The sequence below is a fragment of the Sphingomonas japonica genome, assembly GCF_006346325.1.
GTDB classification, from domain to species: domain Bacteria; phylum Pseudomonadota; class Alphaproteobacteria; order Sphingomonadales; family Sphingomonadaceae; genus Sphingomonas; species Sphingomonas japonica.
This window is the reverse complement of sequence record NZ_VDYR01000001.1, coordinates 2,327,210-2,342,724: the sequence shown is the minus strand read 5'-3', so window position 1 is coordinate 2,342,724 and position 15,515 is coordinate 2,327,210. Positions and strand designations below refer to the sequence as shown.

18 protein-coding genes and 1 tRNA gene are annotated in these 15,515 nt (G+C 67.2%); 11 read left to right on the top strand and 8 right to left on the bottom strand.

Annotated features, from left to right (window positions below; translation table 11 throughout):
* The first annotated feature begins 3 nt into the window (after positions 1 to 3).
* Positions 4 to 1,275, top strand: a complete 1,272-nt coding sequence (locus FHY50_RS11540; RefSeq protein WP_140230858.1) for a DUF445 domain-containing protein — start codon at positions 4 to 6, stop codon at positions 1,273 to 1,275.
* Positions 1,276 to 1,277: 2 nt separating this feature from the next.
* Here the strand turns inward: FHY50_RS11540 and FHY50_RS11535 are convergent, their stop codons facing one another.
* Complete coding sequence (locus FHY50_RS11535; RefSeq protein WP_140230857.1) at positions 1,278 to 1,955, bottom strand: HAD family hydrolase; 678 nt, start codon at positions 1,953 to 1,955, stop codon at positions 1,278 to 1,280.
* A 62-nt stretch (positions 1,956 to 2,017) separates the two neighbouring features.
* On the opposite strand from FHY50_RS11535, the gene FHY50_RS11530 reads away from it, so the two are divergent.
* From FHY50_RS11530 to FHY50_RS11515, 4 genes are read left to right on the top strand one after another with little or no spacing between them, the layout of a single operon-like run.
* Positions 2,018 to 3,127: an MlaE family ABC transporter permease gene (locus FHY50_RS11530; RefSeq protein ID WP_140230856.1), complete on the top strand. Its 1,110-nt coding sequence runs from the start codon at positions 2,018 to 2,020 to the stop codon at positions 3,125 to 3,127.
* Positions 3,124 to 3,957 carry an ABC transporter ATP-binding protein gene (locus tag FHY50_RS11525; RefSeq protein WP_140230855.1) on the top strand — a complete coding sequence of 278 codons (834 nt, stop codon included), beginning with the start codon at positions 3,124 to 3,126 and terminating at the stop codon, positions 3,955 to 3,957. The genes FHY50_RS11530 and FHY50_RS11525 overlap by 4 nt, the downstream gene beginning before the upstream one ends.
* Positions 3,957 to 4,925 carry an MlaD family protein gene (locus tag FHY50_RS11520; RefSeq protein ID WP_140230854.1) on the top strand — a complete coding sequence of 323 codons (969 nt, stop codon included), beginning with the start codon at positions 3,957 to 3,959 and terminating at the stop codon, positions 4,923 to 4,925. The genes FHY50_RS11525 and FHY50_RS11520 overlap by 1 nt, the downstream gene beginning before the upstream one ends.
* Before the next feature lie 11 nt (positions 4,926 to 4,936).
* Entirely contained in the window at positions 4,937 to 5,515 is a 579-nt protein-coding gene (locus FHY50_RS11515; RefSeq protein WP_140230853.1) for an ABC-type transport auxiliary lipoprotein family protein, read from the top strand.
* Between the two features lie 23 nt (positions 5,516 to 5,538).
* Here the strand turns inward: FHY50_RS11515 and FHY50_RS11510 are convergent, their stop codons facing one another.
* From FHY50_RS11510 to FHY50_RS11500, 3 genes are all read right to left on the bottom strand, one after another.
* The gene (locus FHY50_RS11510; protein WP_140230852.1) at positions 5,539 to 6,831 is read right to left on the bottom strand and encodes a homoserine dehydrogenase; all 1,293 of its coding nucleotides are present in this window, start codon (positions 6,829 to 6,831) and stop codon (positions 5,539 to 5,541) included.
* Positions 6,832 to 6,893: 62 nt separating this feature from the next.
* Complete coding sequence (locus FHY50_RS11505; protein ID WP_140230851.1) at positions 6,894 to 7,859, bottom strand: isopenicillin N synthase family dioxygenase; 966 nt, start codon at positions 7,857 to 7,859, stop codon at positions 6,894 to 6,896.
* A 90-nt stretch (positions 7,860 to 7,949) separates the two neighbouring features.
* Positions 7,950 to 8,459 carry a hypothetical protein gene (locus FHY50_RS11500; protein ID WP_140230850.1) on the bottom strand — a complete coding sequence of 170 codons (510 nt, stop codon included), beginning with the start codon at positions 8,457 to 8,459 and terminating at the stop codon, positions 7,950 to 7,952.
* A gap of 117 nt (positions 8,460 to 8,576) precedes the next feature.
* Here FHY50_RS11500 and FHY50_RS11495 point away from each other — a divergent pair, with 117 nt between their 5' ends.
* The 3 genes from FHY50_RS11495 to FHY50_RS11485 all read left to right on the top strand — a co-directional run bounded on the left by FHY50_RS11495 (position 8,577) and on the right by FHY50_RS11485 (position 11,076).
* Positions 8,577 to 9,803, top strand: a complete 1,227-nt coding sequence (locus FHY50_RS11495; RefSeq protein WP_140230849.1) for a multidrug effflux MFS transporter — start codon at positions 8,577 to 8,579, stop codon at positions 9,801 to 9,803.
* Between the two features lie 92 nt (positions 9,804 to 9,895).
* Complete coding sequence (locus tag FHY50_RS11490; protein ID WP_180345116.1) at positions 9,896 to 10,234, top strand: DNA primase; 339 nt, start codon at positions 9,896 to 9,898, stop codon at positions 10,232 to 10,234.
* A 59-nt stretch (positions 10,235 to 10,293) separates the two neighbouring features.
* Positions 10,294 to 11,076 (top strand): MliC family protein, encoded by a 783-nt coding sequence (locus FHY50_RS11485; RefSeq protein ID WP_140230848.1) that lies wholly within the window; start codon positions 10,294 to 10,296, stop codon positions 11,074 to 11,076.
* Here FHY50_RS11485 and FHY50_RS11480 read toward each other — a convergent pair.
* Positions 11,073 to 11,930 carry a peptidylprolyl isomerase gene (locus FHY50_RS11480; protein ID WP_140230847.1) on the bottom strand — a complete coding sequence of 286 codons (858 nt, stop codon included), beginning with the start codon at positions 11,928 to 11,930 and terminating at the stop codon, positions 11,073 to 11,075. The genes FHY50_RS11485 and FHY50_RS11480 overlap by 4 nt on opposite strands.
* Positions 11,931 to 12,033: 103 nt before the next feature.
* Between FHY50_RS11480 and FHY50_RS11475 the strand changes: the two genes are divergently transcribed.
* Both FHY50_RS11475 and FHY50_RS11470 read left to right on the top strand, forming a co-directional pair.
* A tRNA-Ser gene (locus FHY50_RS11475) sits at positions 12,034 to 12,124 on the top strand.
* A gap of 114 nt (positions 12,125 to 12,238) precedes the next feature.
* Entirely contained in the window at positions 12,239 to 12,457 is a 219-nt protein-coding gene (locus FHY50_RS11470; protein WP_140230846.1) for a DDE-type integrase/transposase/recombinase, read from the top strand.
* A gap of 119 nt (positions 12,458 to 12,576) precedes the next feature.
* On the opposite strand, the gene FHY50_RS11465 is transcribed toward FHY50_RS11470, so the two are convergent.
* Together FHY50_RS11465 and FHY50_RS11460 are read right to left on the bottom strand one after the other, a co-directional pair.
* Entirely contained in the window at positions 12,577 to 13,137 is a 561-nt protein-coding gene (locus FHY50_RS11465; protein ID WP_140230845.1) for a DsbA family protein, read from the bottom strand.
* Entirely contained in the window at positions 13,130 to 13,615 is a 486-nt protein-coding gene (locus FHY50_RS11460; RefSeq protein WP_140230844.1) for a redoxin domain-containing protein, read from the bottom strand. Before FHY50_RS11460 ends, FHY50_RS11465 begins: the two co-directional genes overlap by 8 nt.
* Positions 13,616 to 13,890: 275 nt before the next feature.
* Between FHY50_RS11460 and FHY50_RS11455 the strand changes: the two genes are divergently transcribed.
* Positions 13,891 to 14,499: a TMEM175 family protein gene (locus FHY50_RS11455; RefSeq protein WP_140230843.1), complete on the top strand. Its 609-nt coding sequence runs from the start codon at positions 13,891 to 13,893 to the stop codon at positions 14,497 to 14,499.
* Positions 14,500 to 14,517: 18 nt separating this feature from the next.
* Here the strand turns inward: FHY50_RS11455 and FHY50_RS11450 are convergent, their stop codons facing one another.
* The gene (locus tag FHY50_RS11450; RefSeq protein WP_140230842.1) at positions 14,518 to 15,504 is read right to left on the bottom strand and encodes a YfdX family protein; all 987 of its coding nucleotides are present in this window, start codon (positions 15,502 to 15,504) and stop codon (positions 14,518 to 14,520) included.
* Between the last annotated feature and the right edge of the window lie 11 nt (positions 15,505 to 15,515).

Here is a 15,515-nt window from a genome sequence, read left to right as displayed (position 1 = left end):
GGCATGAGCCTGTTCCAGCGCGTCCCCCGGCCGGGGGACGCCGTCCCCCAGCCGCTGCGGCGCATGCGCCTGATCGCCACCGGGCTGCTGGTAGCGATGGCATGCCTGTTCCTTGCGGCGCGCTGGATGGAGGCACGCCACGGCGGCGGCTGGGGCTATGTCCAGGCGTTCGCCGAAGCGGCGATGGTCGGCGGGCTGGCCGACTGGTTCGCGGTCACCGCCCTGTTCCGCCACCCGCTCGGCCTGCCGATCCCGCATACCGCGATCGTGCCGCGTAACAAGGACCGCATCGGCGACACGCTGGCGGTGTTCCTCAAGGACAATTTCCTGACCCCTGGCGTCGTCGCGCGGCGGATGCAGCATATCGATGTCGCACGCGCAGCCGGGCGCTGGCTGTCCGATCCGCCCGGCGGCAGCGGTGGGCGGCTGCGCTACGGCGCGTCGCGGCTTGCTGCCGACCTGCTCGAATCGCTCGATCCCGAACGTCTGGGCGGAATGGTCAAGGGCGCTCTGTCTTCGCAGCTGCGCGCGCTTCGCATCGCTCCGCTGCTGGGGCAAGCGATGGAAGCCGCGATCGCCGATGGCCGCCACGCACCTTTGCTCGACGGCATCATCCGCTGGGCGTCGCGTATCCTTGAAAGCAACCAGCACCTCATCCGCGCGATGGTGCATGATCGCGCCGGGTCGATCCTGCGCTGGACCGGGCTCGACGAGACGCTGGCCAACAAGATCATTGACGGGCTGGAGCGGCTGGTCGAGGAAATGGCCGAGGACCCCACGCATCCGCTACGGCTCAAGGCGGAGGAGGGGCTGGCCCGGCTGGCCACCGACCTCCAAAATGATGCCGAGGCGCAGGCCAAGGTCGAAGCGTTCAAGGCCGAACTGCTCGACAATCCGGCGCTTGGCGACTGGTGGCAGGGCGTTTGGGAAACCGCGCGCGCCGGCATGCTCCGCATGGCCCGCGATCCCGACGCGATGATGGCCGGACGGCTGGGCGACGCGATGCGTCAACTCGGCGGAACATTGCAGAGCGATCCCGCGCTTGCCCGCACGATCAACCGCTTCGTGCGGCGTGCTGCGGTCGGTGCCGCGGCCGATTATGGCGATGCCATCGTGCGGCTGGTTTCCGATACGGTGCGCGGCTGGGATACGCGCACGATCACCGGCCGGCTCGAGAATGCGGTCGGGCGCGATCTGCAGTATATTCGCGTCAACGGCACGCTGGTCGGCGGGCTGGTCGGCCTTGTCATCCATGCCGTCGATGTCGGGCTGTGACGTCAGCGGCGCCAGTCGAGCAGCGTCCAGCCACGCCGGCGGGCCAAGGCGCGCAGCGGCGCGTGCGCATTGACCGCGAATGCCTCGTCGGCCCAGCCGAGCGTCGGCGCGTCGGAGACATGGTCCGAATAGAAGCGCACCGTTGCGGCGTCGCGCGCGATCCCCGCGCGCTGCATCCATGCCTCAACCGTCGCCAGCTTGGCCAAGCCGTAGCAATTGTCCCCGTCGCAGCCCGGCGCATGATCGCCATCATCGCTGCGCCTGCCGGCGGTGGCGACCACGTCGTCGAAACGCAGCGCCTCGGCGATCGCGCCGACATAGAAATCGAACGACGCCGTCGCGAGGACCAGCCGATATCCGGCGGCACGATCGGCATCGATCCGCGCCAGCGCCCCGCGGCGCAGATTGTGCGACAGCGTACGCGCAGCGAAGCGCGATGCGAGCGCAGCCATGTGCGGCGGTGCCACCGCCGGGCCGATCACCAGCCGATGCGTCAGCCGCTTCAGCCGCGCGCGATCGACCAGGCGCAGCGGAAAGCCAAGCGCGGCGAGCGCGGCGACCGGCAACACCGCCAGGCGCCAGCGTGGCCCGTGCCATGCCGCGGTGACCAGGAAGCGCGTCCAGGTTGGCGCACGGGTGATGGTTTTGTCGAGATCGTAGAAGGCGATGCGATGCTTCATTGCGGGCGCTGTGCCGCGTCCGCGCTTGCCGAACCAGCCCGAATCGACGATGGGTGGCGCCAATGATGCGGCCAGCTGATTTCTCGCTCGATTCACGCGATGGCGGAGCGTCGCTGTTCCTGACCGGCGACTGGTCGCTGGCGCGGCTTGGCGATGTTCCGGATCGCCTCGATGCCGTGGGGTCGTCGGTCACGCGCGTCGATCTGTCGAGCATCGACCGGATCGACACCGTCGGGGCGTGGATCGTCCACAAATTCGCGCGGGATCGCGACGCCCGGGTCGAAGGCATCGCCGAGGATACGCAGCATCTGTTCGAACAGGTCCAGGCAGCGGATCAGCCGGTGGCGATGGGGCGCAAGCCCTTGTCGCCGGTCGCGCGCATCTTGGACGAGATCGGCGCCGCCACCGCGACTGCCGGACGCACTCTGCTCGGCCTGCTCGGCTTCATGGGCGCGACCGTCCTTTCGCTCGGTGCGGTGATCCGGCATCCCAAACGCTTCCGTTTCAACGCCACCGTCCAGCGCTTCGAAGCGGTCGGCGTCACCGCGCTCGGCATCATCGGACTGATGAGCTTCCTGATCGGCGTCGTCATCGCGCAGCAGGGCGCGGTGCAGTTGCGCCAGTTCGGCGCCGAGGTGTTCACGATCAACCTGATCGGCCGCATCACCTTGCGCGAACTCGGCGTGCTGATGACCGCGATCATGGTGGCCGGTCGTTCCGGTTCGGCGTTCGCAGCGCAGATCGGCACGATGAAGCTGACCGAGGAAATCGACGCGATGCGCACGATCGGCGTGTCGCCGATGGAGGCGCTGGTGCTGCCGCGCGTGCTGTCGACGATCATCATGATGCCACTGCTCGGCTTCTACGCATCGATCGTCGCGATAATCGGCGGCGGATTGCTGTGCTGGGTCAGCCTCGACATCCCGCCGGTCACCTATATTCAGCGGCTGCGCGAAGTCGTGCCGATCACCGATCTCTATGTCGGCCTCATAAAGGCGCCGGTGTTCGGCGCGATCATCGCCATGGCGGGCTGTTTCCAGGGGATGCTGGTCGAGAACGACGCCGAGCAGGTCGGGCTGCGCACGACCTCGGCGGTGGTCCAGGCGATCTTCCTCGTCATCGTCCTCGACGCGTTCTTCGCGGTGTTCTTCGAACGGATCGGCTGGATATGACCGAGGATCAGCCGATCATCTCGGTTCGCGGCCTCAAGAACGCGTTCGGCGAGCAGGTCGTCCACGAAGGGCTGGACCTCGACGTGCGCCGCGGCGAGATCATCGGCGTCGTCGGCGGATCGGGCACCGGCAAGTCGGTGTTGATGCGGTCGATCATCGGCCTGCAGACGCCGGTCGCGGGCGAGGTGCATGTGTTCGGCGAGAATACGGTCGGCACCGATGCCACCGAGGCGGTCGAGGTGCGCAAGCGCTGGGGCGTCCTGTTCCAGGGTGGCGCGCTGTTCTCGACCCTGACCGTGTCGGAGAATGTTCAGGTTCCCTTGAAGGAATTCTATCCCGGGCTGAACCCGGTGCTGCTCCAGGAGATCGCCGCCTACAAGGTGGTGATGACCGGGCTTCCCGCAGACGCCGCGCCCAAATTCCCGTCGGAACTGTCGGGCGGCATGCGCAAGCGCGCCGGGCTGGCGCGCGCGCTCGCGCTCGATCCCGAATTGCTGTTCCTCGACGAACCGACGGCCGGGCTCGACCCGATCGGCGCCGCCGCGTTCGACGAACTCACCCAGTCGCTGCAAAAAACGCTGGGGCTGACGGTGTTCCTGATCACCCACGATCTCGACACGCTCTATGCGATCTGCGACCGCGTCGCGGTGCTCGCCGACAAGAAGGTGATCGCGGTCGGGACGATCGACGAACTGCTCGCGCTCGATCATCCGTGGATCCAGGAATATTTCAACGGACCACGCGGGCGCGCCGCGATCGACAGTGCGCAGCGGGCCGAATCAACGCGCGACCCCGCCGAACAACAGCGCGAAGGCGCGATGAGGGACTGATGGAAACACGCTCGAACCATGTTCTCGTCGGCGCGGTGGTGCTGATCCTGCTGGCGGTGCTGGCGCTGTTCATCGTCTGGCTGGCGCGCGTCAATTCGAGCGCCGACAAGGAATATGACATCCTGTTCAAACAGGCTGTCGACGGTATTGCCAAGGGGTCACCGGTCGCGTTCTCGGGCGTGCCCTCGGGCCAGGTCAAGGAGATCGCGCTGTTCAGGCCCGATCCCGAATTCGTGCGCGTGCGCATCACCGTCAATCAGGACGTGCCGATCCTGCAGGGGACGACCGCCTCGATCCAGGGCATCGGCTTCACCGGTGTCAGCCAGATCTCGCTCGATGGCGCGGTAAAGGACGCACCGCCTATCGCGTGTCCCAGCGAGAACGCGTCGGCGAGCTGCCCGTTCGGCGTGCCGCTGATCCCCACGCGGACCGGCGGACTCGGCGCGATCCTGTCGTCGGCGCCGCAGCTGCTCGAGAGGCTGACGACGCTGACCGAGCGGCTGACGGGATTGCTGTCCGACCGTAACCAGAATTCGATCGCGGCGATCCTCGAAAATACCGGTCGCCTGACCGACGCGCTCGCCGATCGCGGGCCGGAGATCGCCGCGACGCTTGCCGAGACGCGGATCGCGATCCAGCGCGCCGGCGTCGCCGCCGAGCAGATCGGCCAGCTCGCCGGAACCACCAACCAGGTGCTGGCGAACGACGTCCAGCCAGCGATGGCCAATCTCAACAAGGCGATCGCGTCGGCGCAGAAGAGCGCGGAGTCGCTCGACGGCGCGATCACCGACGCCCGACCGGGCCTGCAGGCTTTCTCCAAGCAGACCATCCCCGAGGTCGGCCAGTTGGTCCAGGACCTGCGCCAGATGACCGAGGCGCTTTCGGCGGTCGCCGAGCGCGTCAATCGCGGCGGCGCCGGCTCGCTCGTCGGATCGCAGAAACTTCCCGATTACGAACCCGCCAATTGATGGGGCGCGCCATGACCAAGCTCTTGTCTCTCCTCGCGGCGCTGCCGCTGTCCGCGTGCATCTCGTTCGGGGCGGAGCCGCCGCCGTCGCTGCTCACGCTCGATCCTGCCGCGACGATCGCAACGGGGCAGACACAGACCGGGCAGGCCGGGACAATCACCATCCGCGTGCCGCAGACGCCGCAGGAATTGTCGGTCGAACGCGTTCCGGTGCGCTCGACCGACACCTCGATCGCCTATGTCAAGGATGCGCAATGGGTCGAACCGCCGGCGCGGCTGTTCGCGCGGCTGCTTGGCGATACGGTGACGGCGCGGACGGGGCGGATGGTGCTCACGCGGCGACAGTCGAACGTCGATCCTGGTGCCGAACTTACCGGCGAGCTGCGCAGCTTCGGGATCGATGCCGCGACCAGCGAAGCGGTGGTGACCTACGACGCCGCGATATTGCGCCCGGGCGCGACCAATTTCGAGAAACGGCGGTTCGAAGCGCGCGTGCCGGTCGCAGTGGTCGAGGCGAGCGCCGTGGGCGTCGCGCTCAACCAAGCCGCGAACCAGGTCGCGGGCGAAGTCGCGGATTGGGTGGGGCGGTAACGCCAGGCCGCTATCCAGCAGCGTCAGCTATCCAGGATATGCATCCATAGCGGCTGCCCGATCAGGCTCGGCGAGCCGCGCAGCTTCTCCAGCGCCTGCGCCACGCAGCGCTCCGGGCCTTCGTGCGTGACGATCGCGACGAGCACGCTGCCGTCGGCCATCGCGCCGCGTTGCATCAGGCTCTCGATCGACACGCCGGCATCGCGCATCGCGGCGGCGATCTCGGCGAGCACGCCGACCTTGTCGGCGACGGTGAAGCGGACATAGGCACGACCGCGGCGATCGCCGGTATCGGCACCGGGCTGAGCCAGCAGCGAATCGGCGGGCATCGCATAGGGCGGGCCGAACTCGCCGCGCGCGATGTCGATCAGGTCGGCGACTACCGCGCTTGCGGTCGGGCCGTCGCCGGCGCCTGCGCCCTGGAAGAACAGCCGGCCGACGAAATTGCCCTCGGCGACCACAGCGTTGAGCGAGCCCGAGACATGCGCCAGCGGGTGATCGAGCGGCACCAGATGCGGGTGGACGCGCTGGAACAGTCCTGCGGCATTCGATTCGGCGATCCCGAGCAGGCGGATGCGATAGCCAAGCGCCGCCGCCTCGGCGATGTCGGCGGCAAGGACATGGCGCACGCCGCTGGTCGCCACGTCGCCGAATGCGGGCTTGGTGCCGAACGCCAGGCTGGCGAGGATCGACAATTTGTGGGCCGCATCGACGCCGTCGATGTCGAAGGTCGGATCGGCTTCGGCAAACCCCAGCCGCTGCGCCTCGCCAAGCACATCGGCAAAGTCGCGACCTTCTGCTTCCATCTTTGACAGGATGAAATTGCAGGTGCCGTTGAGGATGCCGTAGACGCGCGCGATCTCGTTGGCGGCAGCGCCCTCGCGCAGTCCCTTGATGACGGGGATGCCTCCGGCGACCGCGGCTTCGAACTTGAGCGCGGTGCCGGCCGCTTCCGCCGCGCCTGCCAGCTCCAGCCCATGATGCGCGATCATCGCCTTGTTGGCGGTGACGAAGCTCTTGCCCGCTTCCAGCGTCGCGCGCGCCAGGGCCAGCGCCGGGCCATCGGCGCCGCCGACCAGCTCGACCACGACGTCGGCGCGCGAATGGCGGGCGAGCGCGGTCGAATCGTCGATCCAGTCGAACCGCGCGATATCGACGCCGCGGTCCTTGCCGCGGTCGCGCGCCGATACCGCGACGATCTCGATCGCCCGCCCGGCACGGCGCGCGATGAGCTCGCGATTGGCGTCGATCAGGCGGATCACTCCGGCCCCGACGGTACCGATCCCGGCCAGGGCCACGCGCAACGGTTCGGTCATTTTCATTCCTCCAGCCGCGCGCGGCTAACCGAAAGATGCGCGGCTGGCCAGCCGTGGCGGCGCTATTTCTTGATCAGTCCGATCTCGACCAGGCGCTCGTGCAGATAGTCATGCGCGGTAATCGGCTGCGGATAGCGGTTCGGCCGCTCGGCGGTGACGCATCCCGGCAATGTCTCGATCAGGAAGTCGGGGGCCGGGTGGAGGAAGAACGGCATCGAATAGCGCGACTTGCCGCGCCGCTCGGGCGGCGGATTGACGACGCGGTGGGTGGTCGAGGGCAGGACGTGATTGGTCAGCCGCTGCAGCATGTCGCCGACATTGACCACCATCGCCCCGGCCGGGGGCTTCACCGCCAGCCAGCGACCATCGCGGTCGAGCAGCTCCAGTCCGGCTTCCTCGGCTCCCAGCAACAGGGTGATGAGGTTGATGTCCTCATGCGCGCCGGCGCGAACCCCCGGCGCGTCGGCCGATACCGGCGGATAATGCAGCAGCCGCAGGACCGAGTTTCCGTCGGCGACCGCCGGATCGAACCAGTCGGGTGCCAGCCCCAGATAGCGGGCGATCGCCGAAAGCAGCCTGTCGCCGGCGGCATCGAAGGCGGCGAACAGCTTGAGAAAGATTTCCCGGAAATCATCCGGCGCTTCGGGCCAGACATTGGGTGCCATGACGTCGCGATAGCGGTGTCCCTCGGGAAGCTCGCGACCGATATGCCAGAATTCCTTTAGATCATTCTGTTTGGCGTCCTTGGCGATCTCGACCCCGAACGGGGTATAGCCGCGCGCGCCGCCGCCCCCCTGGACATGGCCACGGCGCTTGGCGGCCTCGTCCTGCGCGAACATTTCCTGCGTCGCGCGCCAGGCCCGGTCGATCAGGACGTCGTCAATGCCGTGGTCGGCGACCATCGCGAAGCCGAACCGCTCGAACGACGCACCGAATGCGCGGGCGAAGCCTTCGGGATCGGAGGCTTGCTCGGCCAGGCTGACGAGCGGGACCTGGTCGAGGGCGGCGGGCGCGGGCGTGTCGAGCATGAGGGACCTGTCTGAATTGCTTCGGTTCGCGCCGATATAGACGCTGACCGACCGCACGAACAGGTCACGCACCTCGATCGTCCGGGACCGTCATTCCCCGATGGTGATCGTCCCCTGCGATCGCGCGCCGTCCCCCGGGGTCAGGTCGAGCCGGAATGCCGAGCCATCTTCGGTGGTGCCGACCAGCCCGTCGCCATCGGTGCGCAGCGTATAGCCGGCGCCGGCCAGCTCGCCCTGGAACCATTGCCGCACGTCCGCAGCCGCCGCCGGACTGTCGAACGTGATCGACACGCGGTCGCCGCCATTCGGCGCTTCACTGTCACGGTCAGCGGCGATGTCGAGATCGCGCACGGTCGATCCGGGGAACAGCGAGACGCCGTTCAAATCGATGTCGCCTGCGTCGAGCTTGAACTTGGGCAGGTCGAGCTTTCCCTTGAACCCCGGCACGTTGACCGCGATTTCTCCGGTCGCTCCATTCACGCTCGCAGTTGCAGCATTCCCTTCGCCGGTATTTAGCGATATCGACGTGCCTTGATCGTCTCCGCCTCCACAGGCCGCGAGCATCGTCAGGAGTGCCGGTGCGAACAGGGAACGGATCATGGCGGCGTGGCTCCTTGGTGTCTTGCGTTGGCAATACACGTAAGCGTGGAGCGGCCGGAGGTCAATGACGGGACGTGCCGCCCGCCCGGGCAGGCACGCGGTTTTTTGGAGCGCGAGATGGACCAGATGACCCGCGTTGCGGCCGACCGCGCGCCGCTCCCGTTCACAGAGTTCGTCGCCTTGTGCGCGGCGCTGATGGCGCTGACCGCGCTCGGCATCGATTCGATGCTCCCCGCGCTTCCCGCCATCGCCGAAGCGCTGGGCGTCACCGTCGCCAACGACCGCCAGTATGTCATCACCGCCTTCCTCGTCGGCTTCGCCATCGCCCAGCTTGCCCACGGCCCGCTGTCGGACCGGTTTGGGCGCCGCCCGGTGCTGATCGGCGCGCTGCTGTTCGCGGTCGCAGCGAATCTCGCTGCTGCCGCGGCCGAGAGCTTTGCGCTGCTGCTCGCCGCGCGCTTCGCCGGCGGCATGGCGGTGGCGGGCGCGCGCGTCGTCACCGTGGCGATGGTCCGCGACTGTTTCTCGGGACGGGCGATGGCGCGCGTGATGAGTCTCGTATTCATGGTGTTCATGGCCGCGCCGGTACTCGCGCCGTCGTTCGGGCAATTGGTGCTGCTGGTTGCGCCGTGGCGGTGGATCTTCATCGGCATCGCCATCGTGTCGGCGGCGGTGCTGGTCTGGTTCATGTTGCGTATGCCCGAAACGCTGGCGCCCGAGGACCAGCATCCATTCAGGTTCGCCCGCCTGGCGCAGGGCTATCGCACGGTCCTCGGCGATCGCTGCTCGGCCGGCTATACCCTGGCTGCGGCGCTGCTGTCGGGAGGATTGTTCGGGTTCATCAACTCAATCCAGCAGATCATGGAAGTCGTGTTCGGCCGCCCCGAACTGCTCAGCGTCATCTTCATCTGCGTCGCCGGGCTGATGGCGGTCGCCAACTATTCCAATTCGCGCATCGTCATGCGCTTCGGCATGCGGCTGTTGTCGCACAGCGCGCTGGCGGCGCTAATCGTGATTGCCGCGGTGCACCTCATCGTCGCGCTTGCCGGGGTCGAAAGCCTGGTGGTGTTCGCGGTGTTGCAGGCGATGATGATGGCGTGCTTCGGGCTGGCCACGTCGAACTTCTCGGCGATGGCGATGTCGAACATGGGGCACATCGCGGGCACCGCGTCGAGCGTGCAGGGCTTCGTGTCCACGCTGGGCGGCGCCTTGATCGGCGCAGGCATCGGCCAGGCGTTCGACGGATCGACGGTGCCGCTCTATGCCGGGTTCCTGATCTGCGGACTGATCGCGCTGGCGATCGTCGCCGTGGTCGAGCGCGGCCGATTGTTTCGCGCAAGCTGAGCCGTTCGTCGCAACGCCCCGGAACGGCGGCGCGCCTGCGCCGTTCGGACCGGCAGGCGGCGATGGTGCCGTCCACTAGTTGTGAGGATGACATGGGCGGCCATCAAGTGCCCGAACAGGGCCCCAATGACGACGGGTTCAACGAAGAAGGCTATGACGAGAGCCAGCGCGCCGAGATCCTCGAAGTAACGCGCGACGGGCCGACCGACGGCACCCTCCTCACCGATCTCGCCCCCGACCTGGGCGATGACGACGATGAGGACGAAGATATGCTCGCGATGTCGGACGATGATCTGGGCGAAGAGGACGACGACGCCGATCAGGACGACGAAGATGTCGAGGAAGACGAGCTTCAGGAAGCGTTCGAGGACGACGACCTCGCCGATGACGAGGATCTCGACGACGCCGACGAACAGGCGGTCGAGCCCTGACCTTGCCCGACGCGGCGGGACGCAGCACAAGCGTCCCGCCGTTTCGCTGTGAGGACGCCATGCGCACCATCCCGATTGCCCTTGCCGCTGTGCTGCTCGCCGGATGCGGCAGCGACGACCCGCCCGATCGCGGCGACACCGCCACGATCGGTCTGCCCGAACCCGCGGACGATGCATCCGGCGAGCCGGCCGTCGCCACGGACACCGACGCTTCGCAACCCCCTCCCGAACGCGATGCTGCTCCCGGAACGGCCCGCGCAGCCGCGGAGGTGGCGCGCGGCTATCTCGATCAGGTGCGCACCGGCGACGCGGTCGGCGCGCTGATCGCGTGGGACGGCGATGCCGCCGCCGCCGATGTCGCAGCGCGCCGCTTTGCCGGACTCGGCAGTTTCGCGGTCGACGTCGGCGAGCCCGGCCCGATCGCGGTCGGTGCTGACGAACGCAGGGTCTCGGTACCGTTTCGCGCCACCGTAGCCGATGCCGATGCCGATCCGGTGCTGGGCCGGGTGACGCTCAGCCGGGCAGGCGACAGTGACGGCGTGGCCCGCTGGCGCATCCGTTCGGTCGATTTCGGCGACGTCCGCGCGCAGGCCGCGCCGCCACTCGAAGCCACGGCAGCGCGCTACGCCTGCGCCGATGGCTCGCGCATCGACGCCGCGTTCGACAACCGGGCCGGGACTGTGACGCTGACGCAAGGCGGCCAGCGCATCGGCGTGCTCGCGCAGCAACGCGCCGCGTCGGGCATCTGGTATCGCGGCGATGGCGCGGAATTGCGCGGCAAGGGTAGCGATGCGACGATCCGGCTGCCCGGTGACGCTCCGATCGAGTGCAGCGCGACCTAAGGCCTGCGCCGAACCTGCGGCGGCAGGTCGCAGACATTGACCCCGACCGCGACCGTCGGCGCTTCGGGATTCGCCCGCTGGGCCAGATACGCCGCAAAGCGTGGGTTGTCGGCGGTGCGAACCTCGAAACGCGGGCGATCCGTATCCGGAAGGTCGCTCGCCAGCGCCACCGAAACGATCGGTGTGCGCTCGCCGGCGGTCGCATACATGCCCATCGCCGCATCGCTGCGCCTCAGGCTCGACAGATGCTGCATCCCTTCGACGATGCGCCCGACGACGGTATAGTTGCGATCGAGCCGCCGCGCCGACTGGCCGATCGGGGTGAACAACTCGGCCCCGCTGCCGGTATTGGGCAGCGCATCGCGCGCGACTCCCACCGAACCATAGCAATGCGTCAGCCATGCCGCCCTGCCGTCGGTGGCGATCGGCCAGCCATCGGCAGTGATTCCCGATGCGGCCGAATAGGCGTCGGGCCTGGCGAGGCGCTGCGCCGGCTCGAACGCGGCGATCTCGAACTCGGGCACCGGCGAGGGGACGATGCCGGGCGGCAGCGGCTTCTTCTCGGTCGGGTCCCCCCATTGCGCGACCCAGTTTTCCTGGACGCGGTAGACGCTCTCGCCATCCCACCACCCGGCGCGGGCCAGCGCGCGGATATTGGCGACATGCTCGGGCGCAAACCGCGCGGCGAGCCGGATCACCACGGTGCGGCCGTCGGCCAGCGTCATCACCAGCAGCTCATCGCCCGGAATCTCTCGCCAGTCCCCCGCGACCGGATCGGACGCTGCGGGAGGAGGGGCGGGTGCGGCGGCTGCCTGTCCGGACTGGGCCGCCAGCAGCGCGGCGAAAGCGATCATGACCATCCAGCGATGGTGGCACGAAGCGGGCAGGGCGCGCAACGACCGCATGCTTGCGGAACCCCCTCGGCTCGGCTACGCGCCGGTCCCGTCCAGAGCATGCGGAGCGGTGGCCGAGTGGTCGAAGGCGCTCGCCTGGAAAGTGAGTATACGTCAAAAGCGTATCGTGGGTTCGAATCCCACCCGCTCCGCCAAAAGCCTTGTACCCCACGATAATTCTGGGTTCTTGGCATTGCGACCGGGTTCGCGACCGGTTCTCTGCGGCGGATTGATGCGAACGGTCGCGACCAGCCAACCTCAATGGCGAGATGGTCTACCTGTGGCGAGCGGTCGACCGGGAAGGAGAAATCCTCGAAAGCTACATCACCAGGACCCGCGACAAGGACGCAGCGCTGCGCTTTATGAGGAAGACGCTTAAGCGGCCACGGCGGCCCGGAAGCCATCACTACCGATGGCCTGCGCAGCTACGGCGCGGCAATGAACGAACTGGGTCGCCGAGCTCGCCAGGAGATCGGCCGCTGAGCTAACGACCGGATAGAGAACAGGCACCTGCCGTTCTGACGACGAGAAAAAAGTTCGACCAAAGACCGAACTGCATCGTGTGGACACGAGTTCGCATTAGACTGACAGCACCGATGGCTGGCCATCATGCGACCGGCATCCTCATCACATGGGCGGCTGTACCACTTCCCGTCCGCTCGATCGCGGTCGAAAGCGACACCGCATCGTACGTGCCGTTGTGCCGCACGCCGTTGATGAAGAAGCACGGCGTGCCGTTCACGCCGCTGCGAACGCCGCTCAGAAAATCCGCGTCCACCTTCGGGGCGTACTCATGCTGATCCAGCGCCGCCGCCAATTCGTTCGGATCCAGTCCTTCCCGTGCGGCAAGGGTGACGAGCGTGGCGCGAGACAGACGATGCGAGTTGGCGAAGATTGCCGAATGCATTTCCCAGAACAGCTGGCGGGCACCGGCGAATTCGGCGGTTTCCGCGGCGGGTTTGGCCAGCGGATGCGCTGTCCAGATCGGGAAGTGCCGATACGCATAGCGCAGATTGCGCCCGAAATGTCGCAGCACCTGCTCGACGTGCGGCCAGGCCGCCTGGCAATGCGGGCACTGGTAATCGCCATATTCGACCAGCGTTACCGGCGCATTCGATGGCCCGATGGAATGATCCTGGTCGCTGACCGGGAACCGCAGTTCAGACATTGGCCGTCTCCTTGTTCGGCATCCGCTCGAGTGCGTCGAGTATTCCGTCCGCGCCGGGATTGACCGCGATCGGTGAGCGATAGCTCCAGACGATGCGACCGGACTCGTCGATCAGGAAGAGCGCGCGCTCGGCCACGCCTTCGCCCTCGCGATAGGCCCCGAACGCGCTGGCGATCGCGCCCTTGGGATGGAAATCGGCGATCAGCGGGAAGTGCAACTGGTTCGCCTTGGCATAGGCCTGGTGACACCACGCGCCATCGACCGAGATACCGAGCAGCTCCGCGCCATGCTTGCGGAATTCCGGGAGCACCGCGTTGTACAGGCTCATCTGATCGCCGCACACGGGACTCCAGTCGGCGGGATAGAAGGCGAGGATGACGCGGCGGCCACGAAAGTCGCTGAGCGAAAGCGTCTGGTCCGGCGTGACGACGCCGGTGAAGTCGGGGGCCGATGCGCCCGGTTGCAGGATGTCACTCATGTGGCACCGCGCGCGCGGCATCGAACATGGTCGTCATGTCTGGTCTCCACCTCGTTCCTAGCATCGTGCCCGGCGTCCCCGGTTGCCGCGTTGATGGCCGTCAATATTCCCCGTTCGTTGAGCAGTCAGGGCGGCGCTTCAGATGACCGTGTATGCGACAGCACATGAGATCGGCGTTGCCCGGACGCGGTGACGTGCAGCCCGGTTGACGACCGTCAATGCGGGTCCGTGGGCGACTGACCAGATTGGCAGCTTGATGTTATCGAGGTGCCGCCATGAAGACCGACCGCCTGATGGCTTTCACCGATGGGGTGGTGGCGATTGCGATAACGATCATGGTGATCGATCTGCATGTTCCGGATACCGACAGCTGGCAGGCGATCAAGCCCGCCGTTCCGTTGCTTGCCACCTATGCACTCGCCTACGTCAACATCGCCATCTTCTGGATCAACCATCATCACATGCTGGCGACTGCCAGCCGGGTGAACGGGCGGGCGCTCTGGGCCAATCTGTTCCTGCTGTTCTGGCTCACGCTGATGCCCTTCGTGATCCGGTGGATCGGCCTTGCGGGCGTTACGGCCCAGCCAGTCGCCGCCTATGGCGTGGTGACCGTGATGGCGGCCTTTGGCTATATCCTGCTCGAACGCGAGCTGATCCTGGCGGAAGGCACGCAGTCGCGCATCCGGGCAGTGGTCGGTGCGCGCGAGAAGGAGTGGATCAGTTTCGCGCTTTACGGACTTGGCATCCCCGCGGCATTCGTGTCGCCCTGGCTGTCCATTTCGCTCTACATCGCGGTTTCCGTCACCTGGTTGATGCCCGACCGCCGCTTCGAACGCTGGCATAATCTGCAGCAGTCGGAAGGCCGCCACGCACCATCGCGATAGCGATGCAGTGCCGGTCGATCAGGGCTGCGGAGGCGTGTTCGCCTGACGGCTCGCCTGGGAGAACAACGCCTTGATCCGATCGAACAGGCGCGGCCCGCTCCCTGCGCTCTGGGTCTTGTCTTCGATGACCTTGAGCTCGTCCGAAAGCGCGTCGAGATCGTCCCGGGTGGCATAGCCGAGCGACTGTGCCAGTTCGATCTGAAGCCGTGCGTCGGCGAGCAGGCGTTGCAGTCGCGCCGTTTCGTCGGCGTTGCGCTGCGCCTTTTCTGCGAGCGGCTGCGCCAGCGCGAGTAGCGCTTCCGCCCTGGCGAGCGGCAGCGGGATAATGGTATCCTGGACGACCAGCGTCGCCAATGCGGTTTCGAGCATGGCTCGGGCTTGCGCGGTGCGGTCGGCGTGGATCAGCGCGGCCGCCTGCTTGATTGCGGCCGGATAGCTCGCGAGCGGAATGTTGACGGTGCTGATCACAAGCTCGCTCGCCATTCCGGCGATCAGACGCCGCGCATCCTGGAGCCGCCCATCGTCCAGCGCTGCCTCGGCTTGGTCGCGCAGCTGCTTGACGTCGGCCGGCGTCGCGATGACGTCATGCGTCGCGACGCGGACATCGACCGGCGCGAGCGCGAGTTCGGGATCCGCCGCGAGGACGATATCGAGCTTGCCGGTCGCACGCGCGAGAGCCGCGACGGCTTTATCGGCATTGCCCGCTGCCATCAGATCGAGGGCGGTATAGCTTTCCTGGAGCGCTGAAATGGCGTCGGCGATGAGCGTACGCCGCTTGTCGGCGATCTGGTTGCCGACACGGTTGTCGAGTGTCGTCACGCGGGGGGTCGCATCGGCACTATTGGCGGCGGGCGCCGCGACGTTCTGCGCGTTGTCGACAGGGTCACCCTGCGGCGAGCAGCCCGGCGCTGTCAGGCTCAGGCCCATCAGCGCTATGCCGACATTTAGGCGGAGTGATCGCGGCTGACCGAAGCGCGCCGCGGCGGGCTGCTGAATGGCGGACATGTGAGAAATCT

Coding starts and splice junctions, on each gene's coding strand:
- FHY50_RS11540 (WP_140230858.1), top strand. CDS start 4: ATGAGCCTGTTCCAGCGCGTCCCCCGGCCGGGGGACGCCGTCCCCCAG.
- FHY50_RS11535 (WP_140230857.1), bottom strand. CDS start 1,955: ATGAAGCATCGCATCGCCTTCTACGATCTCGACAAAACCATCACCCGT.
- FHY50_RS11530 (WP_140230856.1), top strand. CDS start 2,018: ATGATGCGGCCAGCTGATTTCTCGCTCGATTCACGCGATGGCGGAGCG.
- FHY50_RS11525 (WP_140230855.1), top strand. CDS start 3,124: ATGACCGAGGATCAGCCGATCATCTCGGTTCGCGGCCTCAAGAACGCG.
- FHY50_RS11520 (WP_140230854.1), top strand. CDS start 3,957: ATGGAAACACGCTCGAACCATGTTCTCGTCGGCGCGGTGGTGCTGATC.
- FHY50_RS11515 (WP_140230853.1), top strand. CDS start 4,937: ATGACCAAGCTCTTGTCTCTCCTCGCGGCGCTGCCGCTGTCCGCGTGC.
- FHY50_RS11510 (WP_140230852.1), bottom strand. CDS start 6,831: ATGACCGAACCGTTGCGCGTGGCCCTGGCCGGGATCGGTACCGTCGGG.
- FHY50_RS11505 (WP_140230851.1), bottom strand. CDS start 7,859: ATGCTCGACACGCCCGCGCCCGCCGCCCTCGACCAGGTCCCGCTCGTC.
- FHY50_RS11500 (WP_140230850.1), bottom strand. CDS start 8,459: ATGATCCGTTCCCTGTTCGCACCGGCACTCCTGACGATGCTCGCGGCC.
- FHY50_RS11495 (WP_140230849.1), top strand. CDS start 8,577: ATGGACCAGATGACCCGCGTTGCGGCCGACCGCGCGCCGCTCCCGTTC.
- FHY50_RS11490 (WP_180345116.1), top strand. CDS start 9,896: ATGGGCGGCCATCAAGTGCCCGAACAGGGCCCCAATGACGACGGGTTC.
- FHY50_RS11485 (WP_140230848.1), top strand. CDS start 10,294: ATGCGCACCATCCCGATTGCCCTTGCCGCTGTGCTGCTCGCCGGATGC.
- FHY50_RS11480 (WP_140230847.1), bottom strand. CDS start 11,930: ATGATCGCTTTCGCCGCGCTGCTGGCGGCCCAGTCCGGACAGGCAGCC.
- FHY50_RS11470 (WP_140230846.1), top strand. CDS start 12,239: ATGGTCTACCTGTGGCGAGCGGTCGACCGGGAAGGAGAAATCCTCGAA.
- FHY50_RS11465 (WP_140230845.1), bottom strand. CDS start 13,137: ATGTCTGAACTGCGGTTCCCGGTCAGCGACCAGGATCATTCCATCGGG.
- FHY50_RS11460 (WP_140230844.1), bottom strand. CDS start 13,615: ATGAGTGACATCCTGCAACCGGGCGCATCGGCCCCCGACTTCACCGGC.
- FHY50_RS11455 (WP_140230843.1), top strand. CDS start 13,891: ATGAAGACCGACCGCCTGATGGCTTTCACCGATGGGGTGGTGGCGATT.
- FHY50_RS11450 (WP_140230842.1), bottom strand. CDS start 15,504: ATGTCCGCCATTCAGCAGCCCGCCGCGGCGCGCTTCGGTCAGCCGCGA.